The organism is Mycobacterium sp. SMC-4 (genome assembly GCF_025263265.1).
GTDB lineage: Bacteria > Actinomycetota > Actinomycetes > Mycobacteriales > Mycobacteriaceae > Mycobacterium.
The window spans coordinates 3,475,100-3,489,315 of record NZ_CP079869.1 but is presented as its reverse complement, the minus strand read 5'-3'; the positions used below and the strand labels follow the sequence as shown (position 1 = coordinate 3,489,315).

The 14,216-nt window shown below is 65.4% G+C and carries 5 protein-coding genes; all 5 read left to right on the top strand.

Going from position 1 to position 14,216, the window contains the following annotated elements; all coding sequences use genetic code 11:
• Positions 1–89 precede the first annotated feature (89 nt).
• Positions 90–1,937, top strand: coding sequence for a translation elongation factor 4 (lepA, locus tag KXD98_RS16480; protein WP_260765244.1), 1,848 nt, complete (start codon positions 90–92; stop codon positions 1,935–1,937).
• 700 nt (positions 1,938–2,637) lie between these two features.
• Positions 2,638–9,105, top strand: a complete 6,468-nt coding sequence (locus tag KXD98_RS16475) for a type I polyketide synthase (RefSeq protein WP_260759441.1) — start codon at positions 2,638–2,640, stop codon at positions 9,103–9,105.
• Positions 9,106–9,185: 80 nt separating this feature from the next.
• Positions 9,186–11,903, top strand: coding sequence for a type I polyketide synthase (locus tag KXD98_RS16470; protein ID WP_260759440.1), 2,718 nt, complete (start codon positions 9,186–9,188; stop codon positions 11,901–11,903).
• Positions 11,900–12,739, top strand: coding sequence for a leucine-rich repeat domain-containing protein (locus KXD98_RS16465; RefSeq protein WP_260759439.1), 840 nt, complete (start codon positions 11,900–11,902; stop codon positions 12,737–12,739). Before KXD98_RS16470 ends, KXD98_RS16465 begins: the two co-directional genes overlap by 4 nt.
• Complete coding sequence (locus KXD98_RS16460) at positions 12,736–14,178, top strand: class I adenylate-forming enzyme family protein (RefSeq protein WP_260759438.1); 1,443 nt, start codon at positions 12,736–12,738, stop codon at positions 14,176–14,178. Before KXD98_RS16465 ends, KXD98_RS16460 begins: the two co-directional genes overlap by 4 nt.
• The last annotated feature ends 38 nt before the right edge of the window (positions 14,179–14,216 follow it).

The following is a 14,216-nucleotide window of genomic DNA, read 5'->3' as shown; positions in this document are numbered from 1 at the left end:
TGATCGCGGCGCTCGATTGTGTCGCCGGCGGGCCGGATCGCTAGGCTGGACGGACCCGCCCACGCCGCAGAAACCACGTTCACCAGGAGATTCCCATCAGCAGCTTCGCCGACAAGACGTTCACTGCGCCGGCGCAGATTCGGAACTTCTGCATCATCGCCCACATCGATCACGGCAAGTCGACGCTGGCCGACCGCATGCTGGGAATCACCGGGGTCGTCGCCGATCGCGACATGCGCGCCCAGTACCTGGACCGGATGGACATCGAACGTGAGCGCGGGATCACGATCAAGGCTCAGAACGTGCGGCTGCCGTGGCAGGTCAACGGCGAGGATTTCGTCCTGCACCTGATCGACACGCCGGGCCATGTTGATTTCACCTACGAGGTGTCCCGTGCGCTGGAAGCCTGCGAAGGTGCGGTGCTGCTTGTCGATGCTGCGCAGGGCATCGAGGCGCAGACCCTGGCCAACCTGTATTTGGCGCTGGATCGGGACCTGACGATCATCCCCGTCCTCAACAAGATCGATCTGCCCGCCGCCGACCCGGACCGCTACGCCGGCGAGATCGCCCACATCATCGGGTGTGAGCCCGCAGATGTGTTGCGGGTGTCCGGCAAGACCGGTGCCGGGGTGTCCGAACTGCTCGACGAGGTGGTGCGGCTGATCCCGCCGCCGGTCGGGGAGGCCGACGCGCCCGCCCGGGCCATGATCTTCGACTCGGTCTACGACATCTACCGCGGCGTGGTCACCTACGTCCGCGTCGTGGACGGCAAACTGAACCCGCGCGAGAAGATCAAGATGATGTCCACCGGCGCCACCCACGAGCTGCTCGAGGTCGGCATCGTCTCACCCGAGCCCAAACCCTCCGACGGGCTCGGCGTCGGCGAGGTCGGCTACCTGATCACCGGTGTGAAGGACGTTCGTCAGTCCAAGGTCGGCGACACCGTGACCACCGCGCGTCACGGCGCCACCGAACCACTCACCGGCTATCGCGAACCCAAACCGATGGTGTACTCGGGGCTGTATCCGGTGGACGGTTCGGACTATCCGGTGCTGCGCGACGCGCTGGACAAGCTTCAGCTCAATGACGCCGCGCTGACCTACGAGCCAGAGACGTCGGTGGCGCTGGGATTCGGCTTCCGATGCGGTTTCCTGGGTCTGCTGCACATGGAGATCACCCGCGAACGCCTGGAGCGCGAATTCGATCTGGACCTGATCTCCACCTCGCCGAACGTCGTGTACCGCGTCGTCAAAGACGATGAAACGGAGCTGATCGTCACCAACCCGTCGGACTGGCCGGAAGGCAAGGTACGCAGCGTCTTCGAACCTGTCGTGAAGACGACGATCATCGCGCCCAGCGAGTTCATCGGCACCATCATGGAGCTCTGCCAGTCTCGGCGTGGCGAGCTCGGCGGCATGGATTACCTGTCACCCGAACGGGTCGAGCTGCGCTACACCATGCCGCTGGGCGAGATCATCTTCGACTTCTTCGACTCACTGAAGTCGCGCACCCGAGGCTACGCCAGCCTCGACTATGAGGAGGCCGGCGAACAGGAGGCCGCGCTGGTCAAAGTCGACATCCTGCTGCAGGGTGAGGCAGTCGACGCGTTCAGCGCGATCGTGCACAAGGACTCCGCGGCCGCTTACGGCAACAAGATGACCACCAAGCTCAAAGAGCTCATCCCGCGTCAGCAGTTCGAAGTGCCGGTGCAGGCGGCCATCGGATCGAAAATCATTGCCCGCGAGAACATCCGGGCTATCCGCAAGGACGTGCTGTCCAAGTGCTACGGCGGTGACATCACCCGTAAGCGCAAGCTGCTCGAGAAGCAGAAGGAAGGCAAGAAGCGGATGAAGACCATCGGTCGGGTTGACGTCCCCCAGGAGGCGTTCGTCGCCGCGCTGTCGACCGAATCGGCGGCCGACAAGCCCAAGAAATAGCGGCGTGTTGTCGCGGATCGGCCGTGGCCACAGCACCAGCTGACGGGTGGGTGTCGCGGCGCGAGAAATGTGCCGGAAGGCCGACGGTCGACAGTCGAGCAGATCGCCGACAGCTACCGGGCCAAATTTGCTGAGGTAACGGTGCGGTGACCGGATCGGCGAAGCGGGAGTAGCTGGGGGACACCGTCGGACAACCTGTAGTCACAGTGACTGCGTGGATGCGCGGCTGCTGTGCAGTGCCGTTGCGCCATCGGGCCTGGGATATTGGTTTCCCGGCGTAAATGCTCATTTCCCAGCAACCCGATTGCTGCGCAATGGATTATCGGCCATCCGCACGCACGCCACCTCGTCGTTCTTGGGTTGGTGTGGTGAGTGCGCGGGACGCCACCGGCCTCGACACGGCTACCCGGACTTGCCCCGTAATCGCGTGCGATGGCATCGAACCCGGCTCCGGTCGGTGACGCGTCGGCGATTGCTAAATCCGCAAAGATCCGTCAGAAGAGTTGCACATCATACGGTCGCGTAGGTTACGCTCCCGGGGATCGATATGACCAAACAGTAACGTTACTCGTAAGTCAGGATCGAGGGGGGCGACGGTCGGTTTGCGTGAATTCCTGGATATGGATGGACGCGGTTTCGGGGCGCTGCGCGACTTCCGGCCGAAGCGGGCCGCGTAGTGGTTGCACCGGACAGTCAGCCCGTGATCGTCGGTATGGCATGTCGTTTCCCTGGCGGCGCAGACGATCTCGACTCCTACTGGTCGATCCTGGAAAGCGGTGTCGACGCGACATCCGAGATACCGGCCGAGCGTTGGAACGTCGACGAGCTCTATTCGTCCGAGCCGGCCGAGGGAATGATGAGCACGCGTCGCGGCGGATTCGTGCACGATATGTGCGGATTCGACGCCGCGTTCTTCGGCATCAGCGAGGCCGAGGCGCGCGGGATGGATCCGCAGCACCGAATGCTGCTCGAAACCACATGGACAGCCCTGGAGGATGCCGGCATCGCTCCGTTGTCTCTGCGCGGCAGCAGAACCGGAGTATTCGTCGGCCCCGCCCAGAACGAGTACCTGGCGCCGAACTTCACCCGGGCGGGTTATGGCGGCGTCAACGGCTTGCTGTGTATGGCTGCCGGCCGGATCGCGCATTTCCTCGATCTCGCCGGTCCTGTGATTGCCCTCGACACCGCATGCTCGAGTTCACTCGTCGCTCTGCACATGGCGTGCCAAAGCCTCGCTGCAGGCGAATGTGACATGGCGGTGGTGGCGGCATCACAAGCTATCGTCAACCCGATCCAGCACCTCCTGCTGTCCGAGATCAATGTCTTGTCGCCGGATGGCCGCTGCAAGACTTTCGCCGAGGATGCCGACGGCTTCGCCCGCTCGGAAGGTAGCGGTGCGCTGATCGTGATGCCCCGCGGCACGGCCCGGGAACTGGGTATGACCGAGCGGGCGGTGGTGCGGGCCACCGCGATCAACCACGACGGACATACCCCCGCATTGATCGCACCGTCGGCAACGGCGCAGTACGAGGTCCTCGAATTGGCGCTGGGCAAGAGCGGAATACAGCCCGAAGACATCACCTTTGTCGAGACCCACGGTACCGGCACACCAGTCGGCGACCCCAAGGAAGTCGAGGGCATCATGTCGGCGTTCGGCGCCGCTGGACGGAATCGGCTCACACTTGGAGCGGTCAAGACCAATCTGGGACATCTCGAGCAAGCGGCCGGAATGGCCGGCCTCATCAAGACGGTCCTGAATCTGCAGCGCTGTGAGATCGCGCCCAATCTGCATGCAGGATCGATGAATCCCGCCCTCGACCTGGCCGGGGCCCCGGCACGCGTACCGGTGCAGCGCGTCCCGTGGCAGCCCTCGGCCGGTGGGCGACGTCTCGCCGGAGTCAGCGGATTCGGGTTTTCCGGGACCAACGCACATGTGCTGCTCGAACAAGGGCAGGGCTTCGGGCGGCGCGGCGAGACCGAGCGCACACATCAGCTACTTTGCTTGTCCGCCAAGACAGATTCGGCGTTGGGCGCCATCGCCGGGAATCTGGACCGGTTTCTGCGTGCGTCGCCAAGTGCCGAGTTGGCCGACGTCGCCTATACGCTCGCGGTGGGTCGGTCACCCTTTGAGCGCCGGACCGCCATCGTGTGCTCGTCTGCGAAGAATGCCCGGGAAGGCCTTGCCGCCGCGGCGGCCGGTCGCGACCACAACAATCTCGTCGTGGGCCGAGCCCTCAAGGCTCCCCGAGTCGCATTCCTGTACTCGGGTCAGGGGTCTCAGACACCGGGGATGGGCCGGCACCTGTTCGACAGCGAGCCGATCTTCCGGGATGCGCTGACGCGCTGCGCCGAGCTGCTGGATGGCCGGTTCGATCAACCGCTGTTCGAGGTGATGTTCGACAACGGCGGCACGATTCATGACACCCGCTACGCGCAGCCCTGCCTGTTCGCGTTCCAGTACGCGATGACTGAACTCCTGGCGAGTTGGGGAATCGTCCCGGATGCGGTCATCGGCCACAGCATTGGCGAGTACGCTGCCGCGTGCACCGCAGGTGTGCTGTCGCTCGAGGACGCGCTATGGCTGGTCGAACGGCGGAGCAGCTGCATGGCGTCTGCGCAGCCCGGGGGCGCCATGGTGGCGTTCTCGGCACCCGCCGAGCAGATGGCCGGACTGCTGGCTCCATTCGCCGATGTCGTCGGTTTCGGCGCCATCAACGGTCCCCGGAGCACAGTGCTGAGCGGGGACAGTACGGCGATCGACCACATCATCGAGGCGGCGGAAGCGCTCGATATCCGGAGCACCCGCCTGACGGTGTCGCACGCGTTTCATTCGCCACACATGGATTCCATCTTGGACGAGTTCGAGATCAGCGCGCGCCAGATCTCCTTCACCCCGCCGAAACTCCCATTGATGTGCAACCTCACCGGCCTGCCCGCCGAGCCGGACACACTCGACAGCCGCTACTTCCGCGACCACATACGTCAACCCGTTCAGTTCGCGCCTGGCGTGGCGTCACTGGCCGCGGACGGTTGCAACGTGTTCGTGGAGATCGGACCGCATCCGGTGCTGTCCCAGTTGGTCTCTCAGCTCGTGCCTGACGGTCACGTGGTCGGTACGCAGGTGCGCGGGCGCGACGGCGCCGAATCGGCGTTGCGGGCTGTGGCGTCGCTGTACTGCGCGGGAGTGCAACCGGACTGGTCAACTTTCTATGCCGGTCGAGAGCAGCGGCGAATATCGTTGCCCACAATGCCGTTCGAGCGCAAGTTCTTCTGGTTCAGCGATACGGCTCCGTTGTGGTCACAGAGCAGTCCAGAGAACCACCTTAGACCTTTGGCGCAGAAACGCAGCCCGGCGCCGCCCGATCCGGACTTGTACACCACCACCGTCGACTTCGATCAATTTCCCTACCTGGCTGACCACCGAGTGGCCGGAACCCCGGTGTTCCCCGGTGCGGCGTTCGTCGAGATGATGCTCGAAGCGGTGCAGTGCGAATGGCCAGATGACAGCGTCGAACTCCGCGGGGTGATTTTCGAGCGAGCTGCGGTGCTGCCGGACGATGGACGACGGACCTTCTGCACCCGATTCGAACTCGACGACGATGGCGCGATCCGTGTCGAAGTATTTGGTCGTCATCCTGATTCGCCATCGACCGGCCAGTCTTGGGAGCGGCACGCGACAGCGACCGCGGTGCTGGGCCCGGCCGGTGACGGGGCGCCGACGAGCGTCGACAGCGACGCAATGCGCCACTCCTTCGCTGACGTCATGGACATCGAGAAGCACTACCTGGACCTGGCCGCCGAGGGACTCGACTACGGCGACTCATTCCGCGGACTTCGTACGTTGCAGGGCTCCGTCGCGCGCCCGGCGGAAGCCGTGGCCGATGTCGTGCTACCCGGACATGTGTCCGCCGGGCCCTACCTCATCCACCCTGCGCTGCTCGACGCGTGCCTGCACGCGATCGGCGCGGCGCAGCGGGGACTCGAGGTGGCCCCGGGAGCGTTCTTGCCGGTCGGGGTGGACCGCATCGAACTCGGGCGCCGCCTTCAGGCGCTGAGTCGGGGCGATGACCGCCAGTCACTCTGTGACGCGTTGTGCCATGTGCGGGTGCGACCCACCAACAGCCCCGACGCGCTGAGCGCCGATATCGACGTCCACCATGCGGGGATGCTGGCGATGAGGCTGCACGGGTTGACCCTGCAGCGCGCGGACAGCGACGCTTTGCGCAAGCTCACGCGATCATCGATCACCGGCGCATTCCTGATTCCTCTGTGGGAGAAGGCTGCTGAGATTTCCGCTGCCCATCGCGACCAGTTCGCCGGCCAAAGCTGGCTTGTGATCGGTGGTGCGGACGAACTGACCCGCAGCACCGTCGCGGCGTTGAAGGCTCGCGATGTGACACCGACGCTGCTCGCCGTCGCTGACGACGGCCGTGATGGCACGCTCGATCCCGGCTGTCCCGACAGCGTGACGAGTGCCGTCCGCGGAGTTCTGTCGAGGGCGCAGCGGTTCGATCGTGTGGTGTGCCTCTGGCCCGCGGGTCTCGAGGTGGGGTTGTCGGGACAGGCAGGCGGGAACGTCGCCGCCGACTGTCTCGACGTCGACGCCACGACGGCCTTCCTCCGCTCGACAGCCGGCGGCGTCTTGCACGTGACGCAGACGCTGCTGTCGCAGCAGGGCGCCCAACCGCCTGACTTGACCGTGGTGACCCGCGGGGCGCATCGGGTTCTCGACACCGAACAGGGGGTTCCTGCGCAGGCCGCGGTCTGGGGTCTTGGTCGCGTCATCGGTGTCGAACATCCCGAACTCCACTGCAGCATGGTCGATCTCGATAGTGGCGGTGACATCGGCGCAGAAGAAGCAGATGCGCTGTTGGCCGCGCTACAGTCAAGCGACCAGGAGTGGCAGGCTGCGCTGCGCGGGAAAGATCGATACGTGTTCCGGCTGTTGGAACTCAGTGATCCGACATCACTCGACCAACCCTCGGCGCCCGCGTACGCACTGACGTCCCGCAGACCAGGTGTGCTCGACGAGCTGGTACTGGAGCCTTGCGCCGCACCCGCACCGGCCGACGACGAACTGCAACTGGCCGTCGAAGCCGCCGGTGTGAATTTCCGGGATGTGATGAATGCGCTGGGCGTCTATCCAGGCGATCCCGAACCCTTGGGTAAGGAATGCGCAGCGCGGGTGACCGCGGTAGGGGCCCAAGTATCCGGTTTCACCGTGGGGGATCCCGTCATCGCGCTCACCGGCGGAGCATTCCGGTCGATCGTCAACGCGAAGGCCGCCAGGGTGGTTGCGCGGCCTTCCGATCTCACCGCAGCACACGCCGCCACTCTGCCTGTTGCCTTCTTGACCGCCGAGCACGCGCTCAACAATCTGGCCAAGCTACGCCCGGGAGAGACCATCCTGATCCACGCGGCTGCCGGTGGGGTCGGACAAGCCGCGGTGCAATGCGCACAGGCCTGTGGGGCAAAGATCATCGCCACGGCAGGCAGCCGGCGTAAGCGTGCGTTGCTCCATGCACGCGGTGTGGCGCATGTACTGGATTCGCGCACGCTGGACTTCGAGCACCAGGTGCTCGAACTCACCGAAGGGCGCGGTGTCGATGTCGTGCTCAACTCCTTGGCGCACGAGTTCGTCCCGGCCACGCTGCGCACCATGGCAAGCGGCGGGCGCTTCGTCGAGATCGGGAAGGTCACAGTGCTGAGCGCGGCGGAAGTGCCTGAGGGAATCCGGTACTTCCATTTCGATCTCAACGATCTGCCCGATCAGCAACTGCGGACGATGCTCGACGACGTTCTGGTTCGGATCGTCAGCGGCAAGCTGCACCCGTTGCCCACACAGCAGTTCGATGCCTCCGACGCCGTGCAAGCGTTCCGTCAGATGGCCGGTGGCCGACATGTCGGCAAGCTGGCATTGCGATTCGGCCCGTGTGCCGATCCAGAGTTCGATGCCGGGCCGGGAACGTATCTGGTCACCGGCGGTCTCGGCGCGCTGGGACAGCTGACCGCACAGACGTTGCTCGACGCGGGTGCATCGAAGGTGGTGCTGACCGGCCGCAACGTCGCCGCGGCCGATGTGGCGGACACGGTGCACAAGCTGGACCCCACCGGACGCAGACTCGTCATCCTGCCCTGCGACGTAGCTGACCGCGATCAGGTGTACGGCGTGGTGCATAGGATCAGATCGCAGTACCCGCCGCTGCGCGGAATCATCCATGCTGCAGGGGTTCTGGACGATCGATTGTTGGCCCAGCAGAGCTGGGAATCGATGCAGCAGGTATTGGCGGCGAAGGTCGCCGGCGCGCACAACCTGCACGCCGCCACCCTCAACGCCGGTCTGGACTACTTCGTGATGTTCTCGTCGGTGACCGCGCTGCTCGGCACCGTGGGCCAGGCGAACTATGCAACTGCCAACGCATACATGGACGCGCTTGCCCATCATCGCCGCAGCCATGGCCTTCCCGCACTGAGCATCAACTGGGGCGGTTTCGGCGACATCGGGATGGCTGCTCGTGACGGCGGCGCACTGTTGGCGGCCATCAAGGCATCGGGAATCGATCCCATCGCGCCGCCGGACGGCGCCGAAGCGTTCACGGCTCTGCTCGGCTTAGACCACTGCCAGGTCGCGGTCCTGCCGGCGAACTGGGCGCGCTACCTGCCGCAGGCGCCCGAGCACCTGCGCGTCACGCTCAGCAGACTGGGTGGGGCTGTGCAGCGTCGGCGCAGCGCCGACGCCGGTGGTATCGACCTCTCGTCAGCCACCGTCGAAACAGTCGCGGCATTGATCGAGGACGAGATCCGCAAGATGCTCTATCTGGACTCGGAGCTTGTCATCGACGTCCATGCGCCGCTGGAGGCCCTGGGGCTTGATTCGCTGATGGCTGTGGAGCTGCGTAACGCTCTCGGTCGACGGCTCGGCCTGACGTTGTCGGCCACGTTGCTCTTCGACTACCCGACGCTGTCGTCGCTTGCCGAACATCTCGCCTACGACCAGCTCGGGCTCGGCGGGGACGCCGACACCGACACCGATGTTGTGGACGATGTGGTCGCTCAGCCGGCGTCTGGGGTCCTCGACGAGGACGTCGTGTCGAATCTGTTGAGGCAGATCGAGTCATTGCCCGAGACCGCCCAGCGCGACTTGCTCGAGCGGATTCTGGAGGGGTAGCGACGATGTCGACGACGCGGCCGCACCAGAACGCATCTGCCGGAGCCGGGAAACGCCGCCTAGCAAACTTGGCACGGGCAATGATCGCCAAGGACGAGCCCATCGCCGTGATCGGCATGGCGTGCCGGTTTCCCGGCGCAGAGACGGTCGGCCAGTTTCGTGATCTACTCCTGCACGGTGTCGACGCGGTGGGGTCTGTTCCGTCCGAACGCTGGGACGCGGACGCCTACTATTCGGAGACGCCGGGCGTCAGGGGCAAGACGCCGGTCCGGCACGGTGGATTCTGCTCGGATTTCGCCGCTTTCGACAACGAGTTGTTCGCCATCTCGCCCGAGGAGGCGGAGCGGATGGACCCCCAGCATCGGGTCCTTCTGGAGGTCGGTCACGAAACTCTGGCATCGGCCGGCCTGAGCATGGAATCGATGGCCGGCACAGCAACCGGTGTCTACGTGGGTATTTCGACGTTTGATTACTACGAGCGGTTTTCTGCCCAGGACCGCGACGGGCTGCTGGGCACGGGGCTCGCGCACAGCGCGGCCGCGGGCCGACTGGCCTATCACTTCGATCTCAACGGCGCTGCGGAGAGCATCGACACAGCCTGTTCGAGCGCCCTTGTGGCCGTGCATCGCGCCTGCGGTGCGTTGGCCAGCGGTGAGGTGGATGCGGCGCTGGCCGGCGGTGTCAATGCGATGTTCTCGCCAACCGTTCACATCACGTTTTCACAGGCCGGCATGTTGGCTCCCGATGGCCGGTGCAAGACCTTCGACGACCGCGCCGACGGGTACGGCCGCGGCGAGGGTTGCGGGCTGGTCATGCTCAAGCGGATCGCGGACGCGCAGCGCGACGGCGACCCGGTGTTGGCGCTGATATCTGGCAGCGCAGTCAACCACAACGGACGCAGCCACGGGATGGCCGCGCCCAACGGCCCGGCGCAACAGGCGGTCATCAGGCGGGCATTGCAGGCTGCTGGAATGCAAGCCGACGACCTGGGCTGCGTCGAGGCCCACGGCACCGGTACCTTGCTCGGAGACGCAATCGAGTTCAACGCGCTGAGCTCGGTCATCGGCAGTCGGCCGCCCGGCCACCGGGTCGCGGTCGGTTCGGTCAAGACCAATATCGGTCATCTGGAGGCCAGCGCCGGAATCGCCGGTCTGATCAAGGCCGTACTCGAGGTCCAGATGAACGAAGTATTCCCGCAGTTGCATTTCCATCGCGCCAGTCGACATCTGGGCTTTGACAGCAACCCATTGGCGATCGCAGACGTCCGGCGTCCCCTGCCGCCCAGCCGGGCTGGGATCGCGGTGAGTTCCTTTGGTTTCAGCGGGACCAACGCCCACGTGATCATCACCCCGGCGCCGGCGACCGACGCAGAGACGCCGAGCCGAACCGGTCCACTGATGCTTGCGTTCTCGGCGCGCAAGACAGACGAGTTGCGCGATACGGCCGGGCGTCTGGCGCGGTATCTACGAGCGACCCCGTCCGCAGATCTGGCTGCCGTGGCATCCCATTTACGTCGTCTGGACGCTCGTGGGGCGCAGCGGTTCGCATGTGTGGTGACCACCGCGGCGGAGGCGATCTCGGCGTTGCGACGATTCAGCACCGGGGCCGCAGTCGAGGCCGGCGGCTGGAACGGATCGTCGGCGAAGCGTCCGCGAATCGCCCTGCTGTTCACCGGTGAGGGCAGTCATCACACCGGGATGGCGACCGGCCTCTATCAATCCGATTCGCTGTTCCGCACCGCGTTCGACGAGGTCGCGAATGTGATGGACACCGAGCTGGACCGGCCGTTGCCGACCCTGCTGTCCGAGACGCCGCCAGGTGCGGACCTCTGGCTTGCGCAGCCGCGGTACCGCCAACCCGCGATCTTCGCGGTCGGCTACGCACTGGCGCAGTCTTTCGGTGCCGCGCAGCTGAATCCGTCGGTGGTTCTGGGCTGTGGCGTGGGCGAACTCGTCGCCAGCGTCGTCGCCGGTGTGATCGCCCTACGGGATGCTGCCCGTCTGGTGTGTCGGCGCGGCGCGTTGATGCACCGAGCTGCTGCCGACACCGCGATGGTCTCGGTGGCGGCAAGCGAAGAGGACCTCGGTCACCTCGCTGCTGCGCACGGACTCGCAGATGTTGACGTTGCGGTCGTTTACGGTCCCCACAGCGTGGTGGTGTCGGTGCCTCGGTCCGATCTCGCCAAACTGTCATCAGTTCTGTCCGACAGGAATATCCGCTACGGCGAGGTGGCGGTGTCTCCTCCGCCGCAGTCCCCGCCGGCCGACGACATCGCCGCCTTCACCGAATACGCGTCTGGACTGACCTTCCGTGCTCCGCGTATCCCGCTCGTCTCGAACGTCTCGGGGGCGCGCCTGCAGCAGATGTCGGCGTCCTATGTCCGCGGTCACCTCCGCCGTACCGTCGAATTCCATCTGTGCCTGGAAACAGTGAAGGCGATGGACATCGACGCGGTGGTCGAGCTCGGACCCGCGCCTCATCTGGCAGATGTGGCCAGATCCACTCTTGGACCGGATATTCCGATCATCACTACCCTGCGGCCAGATCTCGACGACGACGTCGCCGTGCTGCGTGCCGCTGCGCAGCTGTACAGCCTCGGAGTGGAAATCGACCGAGAGCCGCATGTGTCTGGAGCGTCTCAGGCGCCACGAGTGTCCGGATCCGAGCTGCCGCGCTGCACGGTGTTCGATCGTAAGGTTTTTCTGTCGAGCACGTCGGCAGTCGCTCCGGTGCAGCCCGTCGGCGTAGCAGCCGGTTCGGGCGACGGGAATTGTCTAGGGGGAGGGAGTTCATCGTGACCGTGGCCACCGATGTGGCGTTGCGGGTTTACCGACACGATTTCTGGGGCATCGACCAGTTCCTCGGTGACAACCTCGATGAGGACGGCGATACTTTTCTCGCCGATGCCCTGCGACTGCCGAACGGACGCTATGTGCGCCACCCGGACTTTCGGATCGGCGACAAGTATCTTCCGGTGCTCATCGAGGGGCTGCGCCAAGCGCGGATCACCGCGCTGTCCCTGGCCAGCTGCCGAAGCCTCACCGGCTCAGGCATCTCGACGCTGAGCGCTTTCCCCGAGGTGACATTCCTCGATCTTTTCAACACCCAGCTCGACGACGCCGACCTCGCCGTGCTGGCCGAGTGCCACAACCTGGAGGTGCTCAATCTTGCGGGCACCTCGATCACCGGGCCGGTGCTCGACGTCATCGCAACGCTTCCGAGGCTGCACACACTGCACCTCGGCTACACCGCTCTGACGTCGGGTGCGGTTGCCGCGCTCGCCCGCGCACCCCGCCTGACGGTGCTCAACCTCGCGTCAACACCGTTGGGTGACAACGACGTCGAAGCCATCGCGACGATCGCCACGCTGCGGGAGTTGGGTTTGGAGGAAACCCAGGTCGGCGATCGCGGGGTCAGCGCGTTGAAGCCGCTCGCCGGGAGCCTGACCCGGCTGCACCTGGGCTACACCGCTGTCACCGATAGCTGTGTGCCCGACCTGTGCACCTTCAGTTCCCTGACCCGACTTCAGTTGCGCGCGACACGCGTCGACCGCGGCGCCGCCGGCATCATCGCCGCCGCGGTCGCAGGTCTGAACTCGTCGGCCAACGACGACACGGCGAGGATCATCTGGTGACCGCCCGCGGTGCAGACGCCAACGGGCTTTTGGAGGCTTTCGCCGAGTACCAGGGAGGCTGGATCGACCTAGCGGCTCGACACCGGTATCCGGCTGCCGAATTGCGCCGCGGCGCCGCCGCGGTGACGCGCTGGCTGGCCGATTGGGGTGTCGGGGGTGCAGACCGCGTGGTGTTGTCGGCGGCCAATTCCCCGATTCTGCTGGCCCTCTTCATGGGATTGCTCCAGCACGACGCGGTCCCGATACTGGTGCATGCCGACACCCCGGCGTACGAGTTGCAGCGGATCGCCTTGCGCGCCCACGCCGACGTGATCATTACCCAACGGCAGTCACCCGAGGCGTTGAGCGTGGGCGGGATGGTCGCCGATCGGCACGAGGTGCTGCCCTGGCTGGTGTTCGCCGCCGGTCGGGTACCCGCGTCCGAGGGCCACGACGGTGCACTACGCGGCGTGTACATGCACTGCACGTCGGGCACGACGGGACGTCCCAAGCTCGCGGTCCGCACCGGGACGAGCGCCGTCGCCGACGGGCGAAGCTATCTGGCCACCCTCGGGTTCGACAGGCACGACACCGTGCTCGCTGCGCCGCCGATGACACACGTGTACGGGTTCGGCATGTGTGTGGTCACGCCGCTACTCAACCACTCGCAGGTCGTCACGCTCGATCGCTATCATCCCCGCACGGTGGCGTGTGCGATCGAGGAACATGCGGTCTCGATCCTGCCGGCCGTGCCCGGGATGCTCGAATCGCTGCTGGCCAGTTACAGCCCGACGACACCCGTTCCGACGTGGACGTTCACCGCGGGCGCGCCGCTGCCACATGAACTGGCCCGCAAGCACTTCGAGTGCACATCGCGGTGGCCCTACCCGATGTACGGGACGACCGAGACGGCCCTGATCTCAGTCGCGCGAACCCAGGAGCAGGCTGAACAACCGAATACCGTCGGCGTCGCCGCCGAGGGTGTCGACATCCGATTGTGCCCGGCGACCGACCCCACCTTCGAGACGATGCTCGTACAGTCGCCCATGGTGATGGCCGGATACCTCGACGGGGACGGTGTCGACTCCTCGAGTGTCGAACAGTCCTGGTACCGCACCGGCGACCTCGTGTCACGCGGCCCTGATGGCTCTTACCTGCTCTCCGGCCGAGAGAGTGAGATCATCAACGTCAATGGCCTCAAGGTTGTGCCGCGCGAGGTCGAGGACGTCATCGCCGCAATTCCGGGAGTGTCCGCGGTGAAGGCGTACGGCAAGAGCGCGACCTCTGACAGCGAACAGGTCAACGTCGCGGTCGTGGCGGACGAAAAGATCAGCGCAGCAACGATTGCCGCGCACTGCCGGGCGCACCTCGTCTTCTACAAGCGTCCGAATGTGATCCATTTGCTCGACACGCTCCCCATGACCCCGTCGGGGAAGGTGGTGACGTGTGAGCTGCCCTGACAGCGAAGGAATCGGTTCGGCAATGGAGGTACCCAAGC